Below are 22,522 nucleotides of genomic sequence, written 5' to 3' on the forward strand. Positions count from 1 at the left end.
GGCGGGACGGCCGCGGAGCCGGTGCCCACGCCGTTACCAGCGGGCGAGGCGCGTGATCGCTTCGAAGATGCGGTCGACGCTCGGCAGATAGGCCGTCTCGAGCGGCGGCGCGTACGGCACCGGCGTATCGGGCGCGCCGATGCGTGAGATCGGAGCGTCGAGCGACGTGAACAGATGCTCGCCGAGATAGGCGGCGATCTCCGCGCCGATCCCGCCCCGCAGCCGGTCCTCGTGAACGATGAGCACGCGGCTCGTCCGCCCGACGGACTCGGCGATCGTCTCGAGGTCGAGCGGCAGGAGCGTCCGCAGGTCGATCACCTCCGCCGCGATGCCGTCCGCGGCGGCCCGCTCCGCGGCCTCGAGGCTCCGGTGCGCCATCATCCCGTAGGTCAGGAGCGTGAGATGCCGGCCGGGCCGGCGCACCGCGGCGCGGCCGAGGGGCTCGATCATCAGGCCGTCCTCGACGGGTCCGCGCTGCGACCGATACAGCGCCTTGTGCTCCAGGTACAGGACGGGGTTCGGATCGCCGATCGCCCCGAGCAGGAGGCCCTTCGCGTCGGCGGGCGTCGACGGCATCACGATTTTGAGCCCCGGCGTGTGAAAAAAGTAGCCTTCGATCGACTGCGAGTGAAACGGGCCGCCGTGGGTGCCGGCTCCGCACGGCGCCCGCACGACCATCGGCACGCAGCCGCCCGCCCGGTAGGCGGACGTGGCGGCCACGTTGACCATCTGAGTGAATGCGTTCGAGATGAAGTCCGCGAACTGCATCTCGACGACGGGACGCAGGCCGACGAGCGCCGCGCCGACCGCCGCGCCCACGATGGCCGCCTCGCTGATCGGCGTGTCGATCACGCGGGACGGTCCGAACTCCTCGAGGAACCCCTTGCTCAGCTTGAACGCGCCCCCGTAGACGCCGACGTCCTCGCCGAAGAGAATCACGGAGGAGTCCGCGCGCATCGCGCGGCGCAGCCCGTCCGCGATCGCCTCGAGGTACGTCATTACGGCCACGGCGTGCCCTCGCAGTACACGCCGTGCTCGAGCTCCGCTGGGTCGGGCGGCGGGCTCGCCTCCGCCCAGGCCTGCGCCTCGTCCACCTCCGCGAGCGCCTGGGCGCGCAGTTCCTCGAGTCGCGCCGCGGTGGCCGCGCCGGCGTCGACGAGATACCGGGCGAACCGCTCGACGGGGTCGCGACGGCGGCCCTCTTCGATCATCGGGCGCGGCACGTACGAGGCGTCGTCGGCTTCGGAATGCCCCCGCACCCGCATCGTGCGCCCCTCGATGAACGACGGCCCGCCCCCGGTTCGGGCGCGGTCCACCGCCTCGCGCGCGGCGCGGTACACCGCCAGCGCGTCGTTGCCGTCGATCGAGCACGCGTGCATGCCGTAACCGGCCATCCGGACGTCGAGCGGTCCGACGACCTCGCGCGCAAGCGGCGTGGAGAGCGCGAACTGGTTATTCCAGCAGACGAGCACCAGCGGCAGCCGCAGCACGGCCGCGAGGTTCGCCGCCTCGTGGAACTCGCCCGTCGCGAGCGTCCCCTCGCCGAAGAACGCCATCGCGACGCGCGGCTCCGTGCGGACGGTGAAGCCGAGCGCGGCGCCGGCGGCGATGGGCACGTTGCCGCCGACGAAGTCGGTGTGGAGCAGGATGCGCGGCCCGAGGCCGCCGATGTGCAGGTTGCCCTCGCGGCCGCGCGTCGGCGAGCCCGTCCGTCCGAGAAAATTGGCGAAGTAGTAGCCGAGCGGCATCCCCAGCACGAGCCGCGCGCCGAGATCGCGGTGCAGCGTGGCCGCGACGTCGTGCGGCCCCAGCGCCGCGGCGCCGCCGACCGCGATCGCCTCGTGCCCCCAGCCGGTAAAGCAGGCGCCGACGATCTGGCCCGTCTGATAGAGCTTCACGACCCGCTCCTCGGCGAGCCGCTGGAGCATCATGTAGTAGCAGAGGCGCTCGAGGTCCGCCGGTACGAGATCGGGCGTGATCGCCGCGGGTGGCTCCGCGCGTGTGTCGTCGGTCATGCGAGGATGCGGCGGCCTACCACGTGACGAGGATGTCGCTTCGGATCTTCGCCTAGCGCAGCTCGGGAATCACGTCAGTCGCGACCCGCTCAAGGACCGCGAACTGCTCGGGGCGCGGCTGATCGATGATGAACTCGTTGATCCCGACCGCGCTGTACAGGCCAACGATCTCTTGGAACGCGGACGCGCTCGACCACGGATCGGGCAGTCGCTGACTCGCCATCTGACTCGCCCATCCGTAAAACGACCGCCAGATCGTCTGGGGATCCCGCCCGATTGCCGCGCACTGCTCGTCCAGAATCCGGTTGCGCTCACGAATCTCCTCCACGGTGCCGAACGAGTTCCAGGCGTCTGCGTACTCGGCACAGATCCGAAGCATTCGCGGTCCGTGGGCCCCGAGCGTGAGCGGCGGGCGTGGCTTCTGCACCGGCCGCGGCCGCACATAGGCTCCCTGAAGCTGATAGTACTTGCCGGCGAAGCGCGTAGTCTCGTTGCGCAAGAGGCTGTCGAGGACCTGTACCGCTTCGCGGAAGCGAACGACCAGCTCGCCGCTCGGCGGAAAGGGAATGCCGAAGCGCTCATGCTCGGGGACGAACCACCCGGCCCCGAAGCCTAGCTCGAGGCGGCCGTTCGAAATGTGGTCGACAGTGACCGCCTCTTGGGCGAGTAGGCCGGGGTGGCGGAACGTATTGCAGCTCACTAGGACGCCGACGCGGATCCGCTCCGTGCGCGCCGCGAGGGCGGCAAGCAGCGTCCATCCCTCGTAGTACGGTCCTGTTGGGTTGCTCGGCTGGTTCAGGTGGTCGCAGTCCCAGATGCTGTCGAAGCCGAGGCGCTCGAAGTACTGCCACCGTTCGACGAGCGTGGGCCAAGGCAGGTTCTGATCCGTGCAGATGCCAAAGCGCATCCCGCGGCGGGCCATACTGACCTCCGAGTGCTATGTAACGGATTGGTCGGAATTTCCGTCTTGGTTCCGGCACTCCTCTAGCGTCCGGCCGATTCGGGCGAACGCAATCCGTGCCCGCCCCGATAGTCGACGGGCGGACGCGGCGCCCAGCCTTCGAGCAGCCGCGGCGCGGGCCGGAACACCTCCACCGCGAGCGGCCGGCAGGTGGACAGCGGGTCCCCGCGGTGCGGGCCCATGATCGGCGCCGAGAGATCGCCGCCGGGGCAGGTCGAGAGCGCGCAGAGCAGGTCCATCTCCGCGAAAAACTCGAGGTAGTCGCCCTTCTTCGCCGGGCATGCCTTCGCGAAGTACCGCCCGTCCTTGCGCAGACCGGTCACCATGAACACGTTGAGGACGTCGTGGACGTCCAGTTCGGTGAGATGATACGGCGCGACGGCGCGCGTGAGGTTGGAGTGGCACGAAAAATCGAAGTCGTCGCCGTTCAGCATCTTATACACGTACGGATCGCACCGTGTCCCCAACAGGTCGTGGCAGCCGGCCCCGTCCTCGTCGACCCGGTAGTTGACCGTGTCCGCGGTGATCGTCAGCATCGGCCGCAGGTACGGCAGGCACGACCACAGTCGGTCGAAGGCCGTCACATGCGTGCCGTGCAGCTGGCGGGTGCGCGAGGCCCAGAAACGCTCGCGGGGATTGTGCCGGTTCCAGGCGTTGAAGTCGCCGACCTGCGGGCCGTCGACGGTGATCATGCGGCACAGGTGCCCCGCCGGGACCGTCCAAGCCCGGCCGGACCGGATCGGGATGACGAACCGTTCGGTGAGCGTCCGCCCTTCCACGTCCTGGGCGAGCCGGCCGTAGAACGCCTTGTCGACCTCGAGCGGCGTCCCGGGGCCGTGATCGTACAGCGCGGGCGGTTCTGCCACGTGCCACCTCCACGAAAACTCGTCAGGCGCCGGCGCCTGTTGATCCACCGCTTCCCGGATCACGGGCGGGGGCGCGCCCCGATGCCCAGGTAGGCGCGCCGGACCGCCTCGTTCCGCGCCAGCTCGGCGGCGGGCCCCTCGAGCGCGATGCGGCCGTTCTCCAGGACGTAGGCGCGGTGCGCCAGGCGCAGCGCGGCGCTGGCGTTCTGCTCGACGAGAAGGACCGTCGTCCCCTCCCGATTGATCTCCGAGATCTTCTGAAAGATCAGATGGACCAGCACGGGCGCGAGGCCCATCGAGGGTTCGTCGAGCAGAAGCAGCCGCGGCCTCGTCATGAGCGCGCGCGCCATGGCCAGCATCTGCTGTTCGCCCCCCGATAGCGTGCCCGCCAGCTGCCCGCGCCGCTCCGCGAGACGGGGAAACAACGCAAAGACGCGGTCGAGGGCGCCCCGCGGCAGGCGCCGCTCGATGTAGGCGCCGAGCCGAAGATTCTCCTCGACCGTCATCAGCGTGAAGATCCACCGTCCTTCCGGGACCTGCGTCAGGCCCAGGCCGACGATCTCATGCGCCGGCCGGGTGTCGATCCGCTCTCCGGCGAAGTGCACCTCGCCGGACCGCGGCCGCAGGAGGCCGGAGATCGTGCGCAGCGCGGTCGTCTTGCCGGCGCCGTTGGCGCCCAGGAGCGCGACGATCTCCCCCTCGTCGACGTGAAAGGACGGCCCGTGCAGCGCCTCGATGCTGCCGTACGCGGTGACGACGTCGCGCACCTCGAGGAGACTCACTCCGCGTCCTCCCGGCCGAGGTAGGCCTCGATCACCTTGGGATCGCGCTGGATCTCGTCCGGAACGCCCTCGGCGATCTGGACGCCGTGGTCCAGCACGATGATCCGGTCGCTGATCCCCATGACGACGCTCATGTCGTGCTCGATCAGCAGCACCGTGACGCCGGAGTCGCGGATCCGGGCGACGAGCTGCACGAGCCCGGCTTTTTCCGCGGGGTTCATGCCGCTCGCCGGTTCGTCGAGGATCAAGAGGCGCGGACCGGTCGCAAGCGCCCGGGCGATCTCGAGGCGCCGCTGGTTGCCGTAGGCCAGCTCACGCGCCTGCCGGCGCGCATGACCCTCCAGTCCAACGAACGCCAGGCCCTGGCGCGTCTCCTCGCGGACCCACGCCTCCTCCCGCCGGTGCAGGGGCGTGTGCAGCAGCGAGTCGAGGGTGCCCGCGCGGATCCGGCCGTGGAGGCCGATCATCACGTTCTCATCCACGCCGAGATCGGGAAACAGGCGGATCATCTGGAAGGTGCGCGCGATCCCGTGCCTGACCACGAGATCGGGACGCAGCCCCGTGAGGTTCTTCCCCTCGAAGGTGATCCGGCCCGAGGTGGGGCGCAGAAATCCGGTGATGCAGTTGAACACGGTCGTCTTCCCGGCGCCGTTGGGACCGATGATGCTCAGGATCTCCCGGGACCGGACGGTCAACGACACATCGCTCACGGCGACCAGGCCGCCGAAGCGCATCGTGAGGTGCTCGACGTCCAGAACGGCGCCGGTCTCCAGGGCCGGCGGCTGGTCCGCCGGCTGTGATTTCATCGTGGCCGGCGGCTGGTCCGCCGGCGGGGGAAACGCGGCGGTCATGACGGGGCTCCCGACGCCGCCGAATCGGCCGCAGACGCGCCGCCCGCGGAGACCCCGGCCGCGGCCTCCGCCTCCGAGCGCTCGACGGCCAGTTGCTCGATGCGGCCGTAGCGGCTGGGCCACAGTCCCTGCGGCCGCAGCAGCATCATGACGATGAGGCCGATTCCGAACGCGAGCATCCGGACCTGATCGAACGCGCGGAGCACCTCGGGCAGGATGATGATGACGGCGGCGCCCAGGATCACGCCCGGCAGGCTCCCCCGGCCGCCCAGAATGATGACCATGAGGATGGTCACGGATTGAATGAACGTGAAGCTCGACGGGTTGATCGCCGTGAGCTTCGCCGCAAAGAACGAGCCGGCCGCGCCGGCGAAGATGGCCCCCAGGACGTAGGCCAGCAACTTGAAGTACACGGTATTGATGCCGGCCGCCTGGGCGGCGGCCTCGTCCTCCCGGATGGCGAGCCAGGCGCGTCCCAGCCGCGACGTGGAAAGATTATAACTACCGATGAGGACGACGAGCGCGAACGCCATCCCGAGAAAGTACAGCGCCTGCGGCGACCGCACGACGAGCGCGCCGATCTTCGCGTGGGGAATGCCGTAAATGCCCTCCGGCCCGCCGGTAAACGTGAGATTCGTGGCGGCGATGCGGACGATCTCGCCGAAACCCAGCGTGACGATCGCCAGATAGTCGCTGCGCATCCTGAGCGTGGGCGCGCCGATGATGACGCCGGAGACGGCGGTGAAGCAGGCGGCGATCGGGAGCGTGAGCCAGAACGACATGTGCGTGTTGACCATGAAGTATGCCGTCGTGTAGGCGCCGATCGCGAAGAACGCCGCGTAGCCGAGGTCCAGCAGGCCGGCAAACCCGACCACGACGTTGAGGCCGAGGCCGAGCATCACGTAGACGAGGACGAGCGTCCCGACGTCGATCAGATAAGGCGTGCCGAACACGGGTAGTGCGATCGCCGCCAGGACGGCCGCTCCGGTCAGCGCGGTCTGATACAGGGGGCGCGACGGATCGGGGCGGAGGTTCACATCCGCTCGACCACGCGTTCACCGAGGAGTCCCCGGGGCCGCACCACCAGGATGATGATGAGGATGGCGAAGGCGACGACGTCCTTCCACCGGCTGGAATAATAGCCGGCCGCCAGGCTCTCGAGGATCCCGAGCAGGAATCCGCCGAGGACGGCGCCGGGAATGTTGCCGATGCCGCCGAGCACGGCGGCCGTAAATGCCTTGAGCCCGATCAGGAAGCCCATCAGGAATGAGATCTGGGAGTAGTAGAGGCCGGTCAGGACGCCGGCGAACGCGGCCAGCGTGGATCCCATGAAGAACGTCAGACCGATGACCCGGTTGACGTTGATGCCCATCAGACGCGCCGCGTCCTGGTTGATCGCCAGCGCCCGCATCGCCATCCCGGTCTTCGTGCGATGCACCACGACGTACAGCGCGGCCATCAGCACGAGGCTCGACACGAAGATCAGGACCTGGAGCCACGAGATGCCGATGCCGGCGAACGACGGGCCCTCGCGGCCGAACAGGTGCGGGTAGACGAGAAACGACGGGCTGTAGATGAGGAGGAGGCCGTACTCCAGCGTCAACGAGGCGCCGATCGCCGAAATGAGGATCGAGAGGCGCGCGTGCAGCAGCGGGCGATAGGCCAGGCGGTACATCAGCATCCCGAGCAGCCCGGTGCAGCCCATCGACACGATCAACGCCAGCAGGGTGGTCAGGAGCGCGTTCTCGATATGCAGGAGCGCCATCAGCCCGTACGTCGACAGCCCGAGGAACGCGCCGACCGCGTAAATGTCGCCGTGCGCGAAGTTAATGAGGCGGATGATGCCGTACACCATGGTGTACCCGAGCGCGATCAGGGCATAGAACGCCCCGACCGTCAGCCCGTTGACCAGCTGTTGCAGGGCGATGTCCATAGACCTAGGACGGTGGTCCCGCGTCCCGCGGGACAGGGGCAGTCGGGGCCGCCTCTCGCAAGAGACGGCCCCGCGACGCTACGAAGACCTCACATTCCGGTGGGCACGAACTTGTCGCCCTTGATAATGTACGTGATGTAGAGCACGCTCGTCCGGTCGCCCTTCTTGTCGAAGGCGATCTTCCCCGTGGCGCCTTGATAGGCCGTGGTGGCCGCGAGGGCCTTGATGATGGACGCGCGGTTCGCACTCTTGGCCCGCTGCATCGCGTTGATCACCACGCCCACGGCATCGTACTCGAGCGCCGAGTACGGGCCCGGATCCGCCTTCCACCGCTTCGTGTAGCGGGCGATGAACGACTTGGCCGTTGACTGGTCCTGCGGCAGCGGGGTCGACGTGATGTAGACTCCCGTGGATGCTGGGCCGGCCTCCTTGATGAACGTGGGGTCGTTGTTCGCGTCGCCGGCCATGAACTTCCCGGAGACGCCCAGATCCTTGAACTGCTTGGCGACCAGGCCGCCTTCGGGGTAGTACCCGGTGAAGTACGTGACGTCGGGGTTGAGGCTCTTCACCTTGGTCAGCGCGGCCGAGAAGTCCTTTTCACCCGGCGTGATCGCGTCGAAGAAGACGACCTGCACGCCCGACATCTTCTTGAGGGCGTCCTGGGTAGCCGTGGCCAAGCCCTTGGCGTAGAGCGTGTTGTCGTGGATGATCGCGATCTTCTTCGCGTGAAGCTCCTTCGTCATGAAGCCGGCGGCGTAGGGACCCTGCTGGTCGTCACGGCCGATGACCCGGAACACGTTCTCGAACCCCTGGTCGGTGAGCTTGGGGTTGCTGGACGCGTCCGCCACGAACGCGACCCCCGCGTCGTGATACACGGCGCTCGCCGGAATCGCCGCCGACGAGCAGTAGCCGCCGGCCACCGCGACCACGCCGGCATCGATCAGTTTGTGCGCGGCCGTCACGGCCTGCTGCGCGTCGCAGGCGTCGTCGAACGACACGATCTCGAGCTTCCGCCCGAGGACGCCGCCCTTGGCATTCTGTTCATCCGCGGCCATCGTCGCCGCCTGCACGATATCGCTGCCCATCTTGGCGTTGCCGCCCGAGAGCGGAACCGGCACCCCGATCTTGATCGTCGCGGCCTGCGCGCCGACGCCGGAAACCGTGACGGACAGCAGCAGCGCAAGCATCGCCGCCGCCGCAAGAACGCTCCGCATCCCCCACCCCCTCCGCGGTCGGGCGCGTGACCCCTGCTTGGGGGCGCCCGTCGCTACGTGCCCGCGGCCCTTCTCAGAAGAAGGTGGCAAATCCTTCCCGCCAGAACAGCCGCGTGGAGACGCATCTGCGGAGGTGGCGCGGTGGAGCATCCCGGGATCACGCCGTCGTTGATCGCCTTTGAGGAAACGATTCCGCCCCGCGGGGGCACGGCGTTTCCGATCAAGGCCGGGCAGGTGTGCCGCGTCGTGGACCTCGAGGGGAAGCAGGTGGCGGACTTCATCTGCTTCAACCTCCACGATTTCGCCGACAAGCTCTCCCCCGAGAACACGCAGTTGCTCAACGGCACCCTGTTCCTCACGACGGGCCACCACCTGTACTCCACGAAGGCGACGCGGCTCATGACGATCACGGCCGACACCTGCGGCGTCCACGACCTGATCAGCGGATCCTGCAGCGAGCAAACAAACGCGTTCCGCTACGGGGTGCGCGGCACGCCCAACTGCCGCAGCAACTTCGAGCGGGTGCTCAAGCCCTACGGGATTCCGCCGGCCGAAATCCCCTACTCCTTCAACGTCTTCATGAACACCCCGATCTCGGCCGAAGGGCGGACCGGCATCCAGGAGCCGGAATCGAAGCCCGGGGACTACCTCGACGTGCGCGCCAACGTCGATCTGCTCATCGCGATCTCAAACTGCCCGCAGGAGCGGAACCCCTGCAACGCCTTCAACCCCACGCAGCTCGGGGTCGTGGTGTACGAGGTGGAACCGACCGGCAAGGGCGCGGCCATCCAGGCGCCCGGCGTGGGCTAGAACGCGGCGCCGTTGACCGGCTCCACCCGGGGGACCGGCGCGAACGTCCGGGGCGACAGCCCCTCGAGATCGTGCGCCGGCGCGCGGCCCGCGACGAGATCGGCGACGATCCGGGCCGAGCCGCATGCCATCGTCCACCCCAAGTGCCCGTGGCCCGAGTTGAAGAAGAGGTTGCGGTGGCGGCCCGCTCCGAGCACCGGCGGACCGCCCGGCGTCATCGGCCGCAGGCAGGCGCGGTACTCCCCGCGCGTGTAGTCGGCGGCGTCGGGAAACAGATCGCGCGCCAGCCGTTGGATGTTCGCAAAGTTCCGCGGGCTCCAGCTCCAGTCGTACCCGGCGAATTCGGCGGTGGACGTCAGCCGCAGCCGGTCGCCCATCCGGGACCACGCCACGAGCCAGCGTTCGTCGACACCCGGGACGCTGGGCGCAAGCCCGCCCGGCCGCAGGGGAAAGGTCGATGAGTACCCCTTGGCGGGATAGATCGGCAGCCGTGCGCCCACCGTGCGGGCGATGATGGGACTCGAGACGCCGAGCGCCAGCACGTAGGCATCGGCGGCCAACACGCCGCGGTCGGTCAGGACACCGGAGATGCGATCCCCGCCGGCGCGCAACGCTCGCACGCGGGTGCCGAGCCGGAACGTCACGCCGAGCTTCTCGCGGCACACGCGTCCCAACTCTTCCGTGAACAACCGGGAGTCGCCGCTCGAGTCGGTCAGGTCGAGCACGGCGCCGGCGATCTTGTGCCTGACCGGCTCGAAGACCGGATCGAGCTTCGCCACCGCGTCGGGGTCGAGCACTTCCTGCCGCTGCCCGTGCTCGGCCAGAAGGCGCATCTTCTTCACGCCGGCCTCGAGTTCGGCCGCGTCGCGGCAGAGGTACAAGGCCCCGCGGGCAATCGCGTGGTAGGCAATCCCCTCCCGGCGCACGAGCTCGGCCATCACCGCCTGGCTGTACTGGCACAGCCTCAGCTTCACGAGCGTGTTGCGGCGCGCGCGGCCGGCCGTGCATTCGCGGAGGAAGCGCAGGCCCCAGGAGTACAGCCGGGGATCGGGCCGCAGCCTCACGCGGATCGCGGTTTGCTGTCCGAGAAGCGACCGGAGCAGCATGGCCGGCGCCCCCGGAGACGCCCAGGCAAATGCGTGGCCCGCCGCGACGATGCCCGCGTTGCCGCCGCTGGCTTCCTGCCCGACCCCGTCCCGCTGCTCGACCAGGACCACCTCGCATCCGTCCTGCGCGAGGTAGTACGCCGTCGCCACGCCGATGACGCCGCCGCCGAGGACAAGGACCTTCATTCGCGCCCGCGGACGGGCCGCTCGCCGCGCGCCAGCGCCTGCGCCACCCGCTCCGGCGTGATCGGGAGCTCGGTAATGCGCACCCCCACCGCGTCTTCGATCGCGTTCGCAATCGCCGCGGCCGGCGGCCCGATCGGCGGCTCGCCGATGCCCCGCGCCCCAAACGGCCCCCGGCCGTCTCCCGATTCGAGCACGATCGGTTCGACGTCCGGGACGTCGAGCGAGGTCGGGATCAGGTAGCCGGCAAAATTGGTGGACAGGTTGACGCCCCGATCGACCACGACTTCCTCCATCAGCGCGTACCCCAGCCCCATCACGGCGCCGCCTTGAATCTGCCCCTCGACGCTTTGGGGGTTGACGGCGCGACCGACGTCGTGGCACGCCGCGTGCCGGACGACGGCGACGGCGCCGGTCTCCGTGTCCACCTCCACGTCGACCGCGTGGGCCCCGAAGGTGAAGTCGGGGAAGATCCGGCCGCCGCCGCGCTCGAGATCGACCGGGTCGCCGGCCGGGGCGTGATACACGCCCAGGTGGCTCCGTGCGACCCCGCGGCGCGCGCATTCCCGCACCACCTCGGCCAGCGGGACGCGCCGGCCGCCGGACTCGGCGGCGCCGCCGTCGCGAAGGTCGACCCGGTCGGACGGCGTCTCGAGCATCTGCGCGGCCACCGGCAGGATCTGCCTCCGCAGCTCGGTGGCCGCTTGGAGCACGGCGTTGCCCGACATGTAGAGCTGGCGCGTGGCCGTCGTCGTGCCGGCGAGCGGCGTCAGCGCGCTGTCGCCGACGTGCACGGACACCGCGTCGGGCTCGACCCCGAGGATCTCGGCGGCGATCTGGCACAGGGAGGACGCCTGACCGCCGCCGACGTCGGGGACGCCCGTCCGGACGACCACGCTCCCGTCCATCTCGAACCCGACCCACGCGCTCGCCCAGTCGTGCAGCCAGACGATGCGGCCGTAGGGCTGGATGTTGCAGGCCAGGCCGCGGCCGGCGCGATGGGATGGCGTTCGAGGGGCGCGGCGCGGACCGAGCGCCGCCCAGGCGCGCTGCGCCGCCTCCGCCACCGCGACGTGCGTGTCCAGTTCCTGGCCGATCGGAAGCCGGTCGCCCTTGCGGAGCGCGTTCTGCACGCGCACCGCGACGGGGTCCAGTCCCAGGCGCCGCGCCAGCCGGTCCATCTGCGACTCGTAGCCGAACACCATCTGCATGGCCCCGAATCCCCGCATCGCGCTCGTCGGCGGGTTGTTCGTGTATGCGGCGCGCGCGTCCACCGCGACGTTGGGCACCCGATAGGGCCCGGCGGCGGTGACGGTCGCGTACATCAGCACGAGGGCGCTGAGGTAGGCGTAGGCGCCCGAGTCGGCCAGGAGATCCACCGCCTGCGCCAGGAGCGTGCCGTCGCGCGACGCCCCGGTGCGATAGTGCAGCACAAACGGATGACGCTTGGGACGGGCGAGGAGCGACTCCTGACGCGACCAGACCATCCGCACCGGCCGGCCCGTCCGGCGGGCGAGGAGACCGAGGAACACCTCGACGGTCACGTCTTCCTTACCGCCGAAGCCGCCCCCCACGTACGTGCCGATCACCCGCACTTTGTTGTGGGGAAGGGCGAGCGCCTCCGCGACGTCTCGAAAGTGCTCGATCACCTGGGTGGAGACCCGAATCACCAGTACACCGTCGGTGTCCACCCACGCGACCCCCGCCTCGGGCTCGAGGTAGGCGTGGTCGATGAACTGGCAGCGGTAGGTATGCTCCACCACCACGTCGGCCTCGGCGAGCGCCCGCTCGACGTCTCCGCATCCCGCGTGCCAGCGCGCCAGGAGGTTGCCCTCCTCGTGCACCTGGGGCGCGCCGGGACGCAGCGCGTCGGCCGAGTCGAACACGCCCGGCTGGACCTCGTAGTCGACGTCGATCGCTTCGAGCGCCCGCCGCACCGTCTCGGGCGTCTCGGCCGCCACCAGGGCCACCGGCTCTCCCTGATATCGCACGACCCGCTCCGCGAGCACCTGCAGCCGGGCCCGCAGGGCGCCGACCTCGCTGGTCTGACCGGGCACGTCCGTCCACAGGGTATTACGCGGCACGTCGTGGGCGGTCAGCACCGCGGCGACGCCGGGCAGCGCGGCCGCGCGCGAGGTGTCGAGGCGGCGGATCCGGGCGGACGGGTACACGGAGCGCAGCACGCCGCCGTGCAGCATGCCCGGCATCTGCCAGTCGGCGGCGTACAGCGTCCGCGCCTGGACTTTGTCCCGGGCGTCGTGCCGCGCAATGGTCCGGCCGACGACGCGGAGGTGTGCGGCCGGCAGGACCGCCGGGCCCTCAGCCACGGGACGCCGCCATCGTCCCGGCGGCGGCTTCGATCGCGTCCACGATCTTCGCGTAGCCCGTGCACCGGCACAGGTTGCCGGCGATGGCCCGGCGGATCTCCTGGCGCGTCGGCCGCCGGTGTTCCCGGAGGAACGCGTCCGCGGTCAGGATGATCCCCGGCGTGCAAAATCCGCACTGCGCCGCGCCGTGGGCGACGAACGCCTCCTGCAGCGGGTGCAGGCGCCCGGCGGGCGCGAGCCCGCGCAGCGTCGTCACGCTCTTGTCCGCGACGCGGGCGGCGAGCACCAGGCAGCTGCTCACCGGCTCCCCGTCCAGCAGCACGGTGCACGTGCCGCAGACGCCCTCGCCGCACCCTTCCTTGACTTCCATGGCGCCGAGATCGTCGCGCAGCACCTCGAGCAGCGTCTGGTGCGCGAGGACGCGCGCCTCGCGCCGGTCTCCATTCAGGGTGAAGGCGATCCTCAGCTCGGTCACGGTCCCGCTCCCTTCGCCGCCTGCGCTGCCGCCCGCACGAGAGCCCGCCGGGCCATCACGCGGGTCAGGTGCCGGCGGTAGTCGGCCGACGCGTGCACGTCGCTCTCCGGCTCGATCTCCAGTGGATGATCCGTCACGGCGCGCCGGAACGTCTCCTCCGACGAGTCGGCCCCGGCCAGGGCGCGCTCCGCCGCGAGCAACCGCACCGGCGCCGGCCCGGCCCCGGCGATCGCCACGCGGGCGCGGGCCGTCTGTCCGCGGGCATCCAGCTCGACGACGGCGACCGCCGCGACAATGGCGAAGTCGCCGGCGCGCCGGGTGAATTCCTCCACGGCGTAGCCGGTCCGGCCGGCCGGCACGGGCAGCCGCACGGCGACCAGCAGCTCGTCGGCGCGAAGCGCGGTGGTGAGCAGGCCGGTGAAGAACTCCGCCGCCGGGATCTCGCGCCCGCCGCCGGGACCCCGGACGACGGCGATCCCGTCGAGCGCGCGCACGACCGCGGGCCACTCCGCCGCGGGGTCGGCATGCGCCAGGCTGCCGCCGATCGTCCCCATCGTGCGCACCCGCACGTTGCCGATGAGCGCCGCCGCCTCCTGGAGCAGCGGGCACTCCGCCAGCGGTCCGTCGCCGCGCTCGAGCGCCCGGTGGCGGACGAGCGCGCCGATCTCGAGCGTGTCGCCGTCCCGGCGCACGGCCCGCAACTCGTCGAGGCCGTAAATGTCCACGACCGCCCGCGGGCGCGCCAGGCGCAGCGTGAGCAGCGGCACGAGACTCTGTCCGCCGGCCAGCACCTTCGCCTCCTCGCCGAGGGATCCGAGGAGCGACAGCGCCTCGGCCAGCGTCGCCGGAACATGGTAGTCGAACGGCGCCGCCGGCATCCCTAGACGTCCCAGCCGCCGTCGACGACCAGATCGTGGCCGGTGATCTGCCGGCTTTCGTCCGAGGCGAGGAATACGACGGTGTGCGCGACGTCCGATTCGTCGGAGAACCGGCGCAGGGCCATCTCCCGGACGTACTCGTCGAAGACCGCCTCGGGCGTCGTGTCCCGCACCCGGGCCTTCTCCCCGATGATGGTCCGCATGCGCTCGCCCTCGACGACGCCGGGACAGATCGCATTCACGTTCACGTTGTAGGGACCGGCCTCGAGGGCCAGCGTGCGGGTCAGTCCGCGGACCGCCCACTTCGACGCCGAATAGGCGGCGCGATTGCGATAGCCGCGCAGCCCCGAGGTCCCGGCGATGTTGACGATCTTGCCGTACCGCTGCTCCATCATCGTCGGGACGACGGCCCGGCAGCAGAGAAAGACGCCGCGAAGATTCACGGCCAGTACCTGGTCCCACTCCTCGGGCGCGATCTGGTACAGGGGCGTCTCAATCGGACCGATCACACCGGCCGCGTTCACCAGGATGTCGATCCGGCCGAACTCAGCGCGCGCCCGGCGGGCGAGCGCCGACACCTGATCCTCCCGCGTCACGTCGGCGGGCACCGCGAGGTGGCGGTGGCCTGCCCCGCCTGCCTCGCCTGCCCCGCGCGAGACGGGGCGTGAGCCGGGGCCCCCTTCCAGATGCTCGAGCCGCTCGACCAGCGCCGCGAGCGGGCCGGCCTCGCGCGCGGCCGCGACGACATGCGCCCCCTCGCCGGCGAGCGCGGCGCAGATCGCGTCGCCCATACCCTTGGCGGCACCGGTGACGATCGCTACCCGATCCGCAAGCCTCACCTGGTCTCCCCCCCATCGCCCGCCGTCACGTATCCGTTCCGCAGGTCCGCCTCGCGCAGCGCCGCCGGGCGTTCCTCCGGCGGTCCGTACCCGCCCCCGCCGGAGCTCTCCAGCACGATCAGGTCGCCCCGGTGGAGGTCACGGTTCTCCTTTCCGCCGATCGCGATCTGCCCGCCCGCGCGGTCGCAGGCCACCCGGAACGGCGCTCCGTCCGCGCCGCCGAACACCCCCCACGGCGGCACGCGCATCCGCTCGACCATCGTGGACAGCTCCGCGTGCTCGCAGAGCACCCGGTACGATCGGCGCAGCCCAAGCCCGCCCCGATGCCGGCCGCGGCCGCCGCTGCCGGGGCGCAACTCGCAGCACTCGACCCGCAGCGGGTACTCGCTCTCGATCACCTCGACCGGCGTATTCATCACGTTGCTCATGTGCACCCGCACGGCGTTGGTGCCGTCCCGGTCCCGGCCCGCGCCCTCGCCGCCGCCGTGCACCTCGTACAGCACGAACGGACGGCCGTCGTCGTGGCGCCCGGCGAGCATCACCAGGCCCGAGGTCCCCGGACCGCCGGCGACGATCCGGTTCGGGAGCACCGGGGCGAGCGCGCGGAGGAGCGCGTCGACGACGCGCTGCGAGGTCTCGTGGTTGCCGCCGACCCGGGGTGCCTCCGGCCCGGGGTTGAGCACGCACCCCTCGGGGATGCGCAGGCGAATGGGCCGGTAGCAGCCGGCGTTGGCGGGAATCTCGGGGCCCAAGAGCGCCCGGACGGCGTAGAACACGGCCGACGCGGTCACGAACCGGGTGGCGTTGAGGGGCCCCCGCGTCTCCGGCGCGGTGCCCTCAAAGTCGACGTCGAGCGCATCACCGGCCGGACGGACGCGGGCGGTGATGCGGACCGGCCCCTCCCCGGCGCCGTCGTCGTCGAGCCAATCCTCGCCCGCGTACTCGCCGGCCGGCAGAGCGGCGATCGCCGCCCGCATCAGCCCTTCCGACTCGTCGAGAAACCGGCCCAGGCACGCCCGGACCGTCTCCGCGCCGAAGCGGTCGAACATCTCCCCGAGGCGCGCCGCGGCCACCGCGTTCGCGGCGTACTGGGCGAGGATGTCCCCCCGCCGCTCCTCCCGCCCGCGGACGTTCGCCAGCACCATCTCGAGCATCGTCTCGTTCGGCTCTCCGCGCTCGAACAGCGGCACCGGGGGAATGCACAGACCCTCCGCGTAGCGGTCGCGGGCCGCCGCCACATAGCTGCCCCGGCGCGCGCCGCCGACATCCGGCCAGTGGGCCAGGTTGATGGCAAACGCGACAAGGTCTCCCCGGTGGAACACTGGGGTGATCGCTTTGACGTCCGGCAGGTGGTTGCCGCCGACCTCGGGATCGTTGGTGAAGTACACGTCGCCCGCACGGAGCGCGGAAGCGGGCACGCGCCGCAGAAACTCCTCGACGGTGAACGCCATCACCCCGAGGTGGATCGGGATGTCGCGGCCCTGGGCCACGAGCCGCCCGCGGGCATCCGTGAGCGCGCAGGAGAGATCGCCGGCCTCCTTGAGGACCGGGGATCGGGCAGAGCGCATCAGAATGACGCGCATCTCCTCGGCGACCGAGAAGATCGCGTGGCGCACGACCTCGAGCGTGACCGGGTCGATCATCGGAGCGCCTCGCCTCCCACCGCCCTGCGATCGGGAGCCGCCGGGATCCGCGGCGCGGCCGTCACGCCGCCTCGATCCACAGCAGACCGGCGCGGTCGCCGCGCAGGACCTGCCCCGGATCGACCACGACGGTCGACCACGCGTCCTCGATGACCGCCGGGCCGCGCACCTCGCTGCCGGGACCGAGATCACCGCGAAAGCATCGCGTGGCCGGTGTCCATCCGCGCCCATAGAAAAAGGCCCGCCGCTCGGCGCGGATCCCGCCGCGGCCATCCCCCGCCCCGCCTCGCGCCCCCTCTCGCGCGGGGCCCCTGGTCAGGGGCAGGCAGGCGGGGACGGCCGGGAGCCCGCCGATCGCCGACGGGATGATGGCGCTCGCGCGGAGGTTCACACACTCCACGGGGTCGCCGGTCACGTACCCGAACCGAAGCCGGTGACGCTCCGCAAATCGCCGTGTGATCCCGGGGCCGTCCACCCCGGGCACCGTCGTGACCTCGAGTTCGTAGTTCTGACCGCGATACCGGAGGTCCATGGAGCGCTGCACGATTGCCCCGCCGGCCTCGAGCCCTTCGTCCGCGAACCGGCCCAGTAGTTCGGCCTCCATGTCCCGAAAGGGCGCCTCCCAGCTGTCGGCCCGGCTCGAGGCCAGGTCGAAGCGGACGGTCCGCACGGCGTCGTAGCGCATGTCGGCCGTCAGGCACCCGTACGCCGAGAAGCCGCTGGAGTACGGCGGGACGAGCGCACGCGGCATCCCCGCACGCTCGATCAGCCGGCCGGCGTGGATCGGACCGGCGCCGCCGTATGCGATGAGCGTGAGCCCGCGCGGATCGACGCCCCGTTCAATGGACACGACGCGCAGCACCCGGTTCATCGCCGCGTTGGCGATCTCGAGAATCCCGGCCGCCGCGTCCGGGACGGATAGGGCGAACCGCGTGGCCAGCGGTTCCAGCGCCCGCCACGCCCGGTCCGGGTCGAGGCGCAGCCCTCCCACGCCGCCGTCGGTGTTGAGATAGCCGAGCACAACGTACGCATCCGTGACGGTCGGCTCTTCTCCTCCCCGGGCGTAGCACGCCGGACCCGGAGTGGCCCCGGCGCTGCGCGGTCCGACCCGCAGCGCCCCGCCCGGGTCCACCCACGCGACGGATCCGCCCCCCGCCCCGATGCTCTCGACGGCGAGCGACCGGAACCGGACCGGCCGGCCGGAAACGCGGCGTTCCGACAGCGTCTCCACCTGTCCGCCCTGAATCAGGCAGACGTCGGTGGACGTGCCGCCCATGTCCAGGGCGACCGCGTCGGTCACGCCGGCGTAGGTCCCGGCCGCCCGGGCCGCCGCGACGCCGCCCGCCGGACCGGACAGCAGCATCGCGAGCGGGGCGCGCCGCACCTGGCCGGGCGCCGCCATCCCGCCGTTGGACTGCATCAGACGCAGCGTCCCGCGCACGCGCTGCCCGGCGAGGCCCGCCGTCAGATCGGCCAGGAACCGGTCCACGAGCGGCATCAGCTGCGCGTTCACGCATGCCGTGTGCGTACGCTCGTATTCACGAAACTCGGGGTTCACCTCCGACGAGAGGCAGACGTGCGGCACCATCGATCGCAGCAGCGCGCCGGCCCGCTGCTCGTGCGCCGGGTTCGCGTAGGCGTGAAGGAAACTCACCGCGACGGCTTCGACACCGGCCTCGCGAAGGGCGCCGGCGAGGCCGGTCACGTCGGCCTCGTCGAGCGGCACGAGCACCTGTCCCCGATGGTCGACCCGCTCGGTCACCTCGAACCGCAGCACCCGGGGCACCGCGGACGGCGCCCGTCCGGGCAGGTCCAGCCGGTAGAGGTGGTCGCGCTGCTGCCTGCCGATCTCGAGGACGTCGCGGAAGCCGCGCGTTGTCACGAGGGCGGTTCGGGCGCCCCGGCCCTCCAGGACGGCGTTGGTCACCAGGGTCGTGCCGTAGGTCAGACGCGCGACGTCGTCGCCGTCCCGGCCGACCGCGCGCAGGCCCTCGCGCAGTGCGTGGGACGGATTGGCGGTGGTCGGCACCTTGCAGAAGCGCAGGGGGCCGCCGTCCGCGGGCTGCGCCACGAGGTCGGTGAAGGTCCCGCCGACGTCGACCCCGATGCTCACGCCGTCCGACGCCACGGGGGCTACGGCGGCGGGAGCCGGCCGATTGCGAATAGACTCAGATCGAACCGGCTCGTCCCGTCCAGCACCAGGTCGGCCATGATCTCGCCGACGACGCTGCAAAACTTGAACCCGTGTCCGGAGAACCCCGCGGCGACGCCCACGTTCGGCCGGCCGGGGAGCCGGTCGAGAATGAAGTGCTCGTCCGGGCTGTTGGTGAAGAGACAGGTCTTCATCGCCATGGTCGGCCCGTCGGCGTCCGGAAAGTAGCGGCGGATCCCTTCCCGCAGGACCGCTTCGTCTTCGGGATGGATCTCGCGGTCCACCGTGCCGGCATCGGTGTGCCCGCCGCGATGGTGATACTTCCCGATCTTGAACCCGGGGACGCTGTAGATGGGAAACCCGTAGAACCGTCCCTCGGGACCCTCCAAGTTGAAGACGGGAAACGCGCCGAGACGGAAGTACTCGGGTCGCAGCGGTTGGGCCCAGAGCAACACCTGCCGCTCCGGCACGGCCGCCCGGGCCAGGGCCGGCACGAGGCCCGCCGCCCACGGTCCCGCGGTGATCACGAGCCGATCCGCGGCATACTCACCGCGCGGCGTGTGGACACGCACCCCGTCGCCGCCGCCCTCCCACCGCAACGCCGGCTCCCGGGCGCGCACTTCCGCGCCGAGCGTCTGCGCCGCCGCCACGTGGGCGACGATCGTGCGCTCCGACAGGACGAACCCGCCGTCCGGTTGGTAGACGGCGATCATGTCGCTCGCGAGACGATACCCGGGATGGCGCCGGTGTAGCTCCGCGGCATTCCACCTTTCGTGGGGCAGGTGATGACGCTCACACGAGAGGAGCGATCCCGTGACCGTCCGGCAGCCGTCCGGGCCGGCGTCGATGCTGCCTGTCACCACCAGCAGGCGCTCGCCGGCGAGATGTTCCAACTCCCGCCACAGCTCATACGCGCGGCGGAGCAACGGGACGTATGATGGGTGCTCCCAATACGCCAGGCGGATGATGCGGTTCGTCCCGTGCGACGAGCCGCGATCGTGGGGAATGTCAAACTGCTCCAGGCCCAGCGTCCGGAGACCGCGTCGCGCCAAATGGTGGACGGCGGCGCTGCCCATGCCGCCCACACCGATCACGATGGCGTCGTAGTGGCGCGTCATGTCGCGACACCGGGCAGCCGGCGGGCTAGACCCCGCTGAACGCGCTGAACCCGCCGTCCACCGGGATGACCGTCCCGTTCACGAACCGGCTGCCCGGGCCGCACAGCCAGATCACGGTTCCGATGAGGTCGCCGGGCTCGCCAAACCGGCCCGCGGGGGTGTGCTCGATGATCCGCCCGCCGCGCGGAGTGAGGCTCCCATCCTCGTTGGTGAGCAACCGGCGGTTTTGCTCCCCGATGAAGAACCCGGGCGCGACGGCGTTGACACGCAGGCCCGCGCCGTGCTTGCGCGAGAGCTCGACGGCGAGCCAGCGCGTCAAATTCTCGACCGCCGCCTTCGCCGCCGAATAGGCCGGCACGCGCGTGAGGACGCGTTGGGACGCCATCGACGACACGTTCACGATGCTGCCCCGCCCGGCCGCGGCCATCGCGGCGCCGAACGTCTGAATCGGCAGCAGCGTTCCGAGGAAATTCAGGTCCATCGCGGCCCGCCATCCCTCCACCGGCAGGTCGAGCACCGAGCCGCCGTTTGCGAGGGTGGCCTGCGGCAGGTTGCCGCCCGCCGCGTTGATCAGGATGTCGACGCGTCCCCATCGCCCGACCACGTCGTCCCGGGACCGCGCCAGCGTCGCCGGGTCGAGCACGTCGGCGGCCAGCGGCATCGCCTCGCCGCCGGAGCGCTCGATCTGCGCGACGACCTCCCGCGCGCGCTCGAGCCGGCGGCCGAGGACGCCCACCCGGGCGCCGGCCGCGGACAGGCCGCGAGCCATCGCCGACCCCAGGACGCCGCTTCCGCCGGTGACCACCGCCACCGTGCCGCGCAGGTCGAAGAGCTGCTCGGGTGTCATCCGCCCGCCTCCGGCCCGTCCTCGTCAGGGGACGCCGCCCCGGCGAACGCCGAAAGGTGGCGGATGAAATGGCGCTCCACCGTGGCGTCGTAAGCCTCCGGGTTGGCCCGTAGAACGGCGCGCAGCCGCTCGCCGTAGGCCGCCAGCGCCGAGCCGAACGTGACGTGCAGCATCTCGCGCGCGTCGAAGTCGTCGAGCAGCGACGCGAGGTCCGCGTCCGCCACCGCCCGCGGCGCGGGCGCCCGCTCGGGACGCGCCGACACGTGGTAGCTGGCCCGGTCGTGCTCGTAGCGCTCGTGCGCCAGCGCGTAGATGGCGCGAAACAACTCCGGATCCAGTGGCGCGATCGTGCGCAGCGCTTCGAGGTAACTCGTCCCGGCCGTCTTGATGTGCGCGAGCGTCCCGGCCTGCCGGGCAAACGCGCCGTACACGCTCAATTTGTCCGAACCGGAATGCAGGCTCAACTTGTAGGAGCCGAGGCGGCGCGCGATCGCCGCGTGCACCGCGGCGTCGGCCTCGAACGCGGCGGGATCGCCGATATAGTCCACGCCCTTCTCGAAGCGCCCGACGAAGCGCGGCGCGAGGCTCACCCACCGGACGTCCAACCGGCGCAGCTCGGTCGCGACGTAGGCGTGCTGCACCGGCGTCGTCGGCGTATCGGTTTCATCGACCGAGATCTCCACCTCGGCGTCACCGCCGCGCGCGCGGAGATGACGGTAGAGGGCCGCGACGTGGGCCACCGCGCGCCCGTACTTGAGGGCGGCCCGCGCGATCCCCTCGTCGTCGAAGACGATGACCCGCCCGTCCGCCTCGAGCGTCCGGCCGCGGTAGCGCGCTTCGAGCCCCGCGCGGGAATCCTCGAGCGCGTTCCATGGAAGCGCGTCGAGGGCCGCGGCCACGGCGGCGGCCGGCCGCGCATCGGCGGCCGGATCCACGTACGCGCCCGGATCGAACGTGAAGAACGTGTACCCCGCGGCGAGACACGCGTCGACGTCCGCCGTCGTCTTCAGGTGATCCGCATCGGCGCCGAAGCCTTCGCGCCACCCTTCTGCGAAAACACCCCAGGCGGCGTCCGTGAGCACCTGCACCGGATTGCGTCCGGTCCGCTCCATCTCGCGGATCGACTGCTGGGCAAAGATCGGGGCGAGCGCCGCTTCGCCGTGACGGTGGCCGCCGCCGGCCGCGCGCAGCGCCCGGATGTGGCCGGGCGTCGCCAGCCCGAGTCTGTCGCCGAAGCCGAAGGAGCGCGCGAGCCCCAGCCGGCGCGGCGCGAGCCACGGCAGCACACCCTGCAGCACCGCAAGGTTGTGGACGCCGAGCGGCCCGACCCGAAGCCACCGGCCGTCCGCGGCGGAGGTCTCCCCCTCGAGATCCCGCAACGCCGCCGGTACCTCCGGGGCCAGCGCCGCCAGCCGGTCCCCCGCCGGCGTGCGCGCCAGCCCCACCTCCGCCTCGCCGATCTGGACCACCGACCGGGGCCGGACATCGAACCCGGGAACCGACGACAACCGTGCCATCATCT

At 71.1% G+C, this 22,522-nt stretch carries 20 protein-coding genes; 1 reads left to right on the plus strand and 19 read right to left on the minus strand.

All coding sequences use genetic code 11. The features are described 5' to 3' along the window. Window positions 1-33 precede the first annotated feature (33 nt). From VGZ23_17910 to VGZ23_17950, 9 genes are all read right to left on the minus strand, one after another. Window positions 34-999: an alpha-ketoacid dehydrogenase subunit beta gene (locus VGZ23_17910; GenBank protein HEV2359469.1), complete on the minus strand. Its 966-nt coding sequence runs from the start codon at window positions 997-999 to the stop codon at window positions 34-36. Continuing rightward, window positions 999-2,015 carry a thiamine pyrophosphate-dependent dehydrogenase E1 component subunit alpha gene (locus VGZ23_17915; protein HEV2359470.1) on the minus strand — a complete coding sequence of 339 codons (1,017 nt, stop codon included), beginning with the start codon at window positions 2,013-2,015 and terminating at the stop codon, window positions 999-1,001. The genes VGZ23_17910 and VGZ23_17915 overlap by 1 nt, the downstream gene beginning before the upstream one ends. Before the next feature lie 52 nt (window positions 2,016-2,067). After that, window positions 2,068-2,937 carry an LLM class flavin-dependent oxidoreductase gene (locus VGZ23_17920; protein HEV2359471.1) on the minus strand — a complete coding sequence of 290 codons (870 nt, stop codon included), beginning with the start codon at window positions 2,935-2,937 and terminating at the stop codon, window positions 2,068-2,070. Window positions 2,938-2,999: 62 nt separating this feature from the next. Beyond that, a complete protein-coding gene (locus tag VGZ23_17925) occupies window positions 3,000-3,842 on the minus strand; it encodes an urea carboxylase-associated family protein (GenBank protein ID HEV2359472.1) in 843 nt (280 codons plus the stop codon). Window positions 3,843-3,901: 59 nt separating this feature from the next. Continuing rightward, the gene (locus VGZ23_17930; protein HEV2359473.1) at window positions 3,902-4,624 is read right to left on the minus strand and encodes an ABC transporter ATP-binding protein; all 723 of its coding nucleotides are present in this window, start codon (window positions 4,622-4,624) and stop codon (window positions 3,902-3,904) included. Beyond that, window positions 4,621-5,475, minus strand: a complete 855-nt coding sequence (locus tag VGZ23_17935) for an ABC transporter ATP-binding protein (protein ID HEV2359474.1) — start codon at window positions 5,473-5,475, stop codon at window positions 4,621-4,623. The genes VGZ23_17930 and VGZ23_17935 overlap by 4 nt, the downstream gene beginning before the upstream one ends. Next, window positions 5,472-6,512: a branched-chain amino acid ABC transporter permease gene (locus VGZ23_17940; protein HEV2359475.1), complete on the minus strand. Its 1,041-nt coding sequence runs from the start codon at window positions 6,510-6,512 to the stop codon at window positions 5,472-5,474. The genes VGZ23_17935 and VGZ23_17940 overlap by 4 nt, the downstream gene beginning before the upstream one ends. Further along, window positions 6,509-7,408, minus strand: a complete 900-nt coding sequence (locus tag VGZ23_17945; protein HEV2359476.1) for a branched-chain amino acid ABC transporter permease — start codon at window positions 7,406-7,408, stop codon at window positions 6,509-6,511. The genes VGZ23_17940 and VGZ23_17945 overlap by 4 nt, the downstream gene beginning before the upstream one ends. A gap of 89 nt (window positions 7,409-7,497) precedes the next feature. Beyond that, window positions 7,498-8,622: a branched-chain amino acid ABC transporter substrate-binding protein gene (locus tag VGZ23_17950; protein ID HEV2359477.1), complete on the minus strand. Its 1,125-nt coding sequence runs from the start codon at window positions 8,620-8,622 to the stop codon at window positions 7,498-7,500. A 141-nt stretch (window positions 8,623-8,763) separates the two neighbouring features. Between VGZ23_17950 and VGZ23_17955 the strand changes: the two genes are divergently transcribed. After that, a complete protein-coding gene (locus tag VGZ23_17955) occupies window positions 8,764-9,432 on the plus strand; it encodes an urea carboxylase-associated family protein (protein ID HEV2359478.1) in 669 nt (222 codons plus the stop codon). Here the strand turns inward: VGZ23_17955 and VGZ23_17960 are convergent. The 10 genes from VGZ23_17960 to VGZ23_18005 all read right to left on the minus strand — a co-directional run bounded on the left by VGZ23_17960 (window position 9,429) and on the right by VGZ23_18005 (window position 22,520). Beyond that, entirely contained in the window at window positions 9,429-10,724 is a 1,296-nt protein-coding gene (locus VGZ23_17960; protein HEV2359479.1) for a D-amino acid dehydrogenase, read from the minus strand. The genes VGZ23_17955 and VGZ23_17960 overlap by 4 nt on opposite strands. Continuing rightward, on the minus strand, window positions 10,721-13,048 hold the full coding sequence (locus tag VGZ23_17965; GenBank protein ID HEV2359480.1) for a xanthine dehydrogenase family protein molybdopterin-binding subunit: 2,328 nt from the start codon (window positions 13,046-13,048) through the stop codon (window positions 10,721-10,723). Before VGZ23_17965 ends, VGZ23_17960 begins: the two co-directional genes overlap by 4 nt. Further along, window positions 13,041-13,523, minus strand: coding sequence for a (2Fe-2S)-binding protein (locus VGZ23_17970; protein HEV2359481.1), 483 nt, complete (start codon window positions 13,521-13,523; stop codon window positions 13,041-13,043). The genes VGZ23_17965 and VGZ23_17970 overlap by 8 nt, the downstream gene beginning before the upstream one ends. Beyond that, window positions 13,520-14,401, minus strand: coding sequence for a xanthine dehydrogenase family protein subunit M (locus VGZ23_17975; protein ID HEV2359482.1), 882 nt, complete (start codon window positions 14,399-14,401; stop codon window positions 13,520-13,522). The genes VGZ23_17970 and VGZ23_17975 overlap by 4 nt, the downstream gene beginning before the upstream one ends. A 2-nt stretch (window positions 14,402-14,403) precedes the next feature. Then, window positions 14,404-15,240 carry an SDR family NAD(P)-dependent oxidoreductase gene (locus VGZ23_17980; GenBank protein HEV2359483.1) on the minus strand — a complete coding sequence of 279 codons (837 nt, stop codon included), beginning with the start codon at window positions 15,238-15,240 and terminating at the stop codon, window positions 14,404-14,406. Continuing rightward, window positions 15,237-16,883: a hydantoinase B/oxoprolinase family protein gene (locus VGZ23_17985; GenBank protein HEV2359484.1), complete on the minus strand. Its 1,647-nt coding sequence runs from the start codon at window positions 16,881-16,883 to the stop codon at window positions 15,237-15,239. The genes VGZ23_17980 and VGZ23_17985 overlap by 4 nt, the downstream gene beginning before the upstream one ends. Window positions 16,884-16,944: 61 nt before the next feature. Next, on the minus strand, window positions 16,945-18,996 hold the full coding sequence (locus VGZ23_17990) for a hydantoinase/oxoprolinase family protein (protein HEV2359485.1): 2,052 nt from the start codon (window positions 18,994-18,996) through the stop codon (window positions 16,945-16,947). 20 nt (window positions 18,997-19,016) lie between these two features. Next, a complete protein-coding gene (gene solA / locus VGZ23_17995; protein ID HEV2359486.1) occupies window positions 19,017-20,153 on the minus strand; it encodes an N-methyl-L-tryptophan oxidase in 1,137 nt (378 codons plus the stop codon). Between the two features lie 25 nt (window positions 20,154-20,178). Beyond that, window positions 20,179-21,000 carry an SDR family oxidoreductase gene (locus VGZ23_18000; protein HEV2359487.1) on the minus strand — a complete coding sequence of 274 codons (822 nt, stop codon included), beginning with the start codon at window positions 20,998-21,000 and terminating at the stop codon, window positions 20,179-20,181. Continuing rightward, window positions 20,997-22,520: a tagaturonate epimerase family protein gene (locus VGZ23_18005; protein HEV2359488.1), complete on the minus strand. Its 1,524-nt coding sequence runs from the start codon at window positions 22,518-22,520 to the stop codon at window positions 20,997-20,999. Before VGZ23_18005 ends, VGZ23_18000 begins: the two co-directional genes overlap by 4 nt. Window positions 22,521-22,522 lie beyond the last annotated feature (2 nt).

Source organism: bacterium (genome assembly GCA_035945995.1).
Classification (GTDB): domain Bacteria; phylum Sysuimicrobiota; class Sysuimicrobiia; order Sysuimicrobiales; family Segetimicrobiaceae; genus DASSJF01.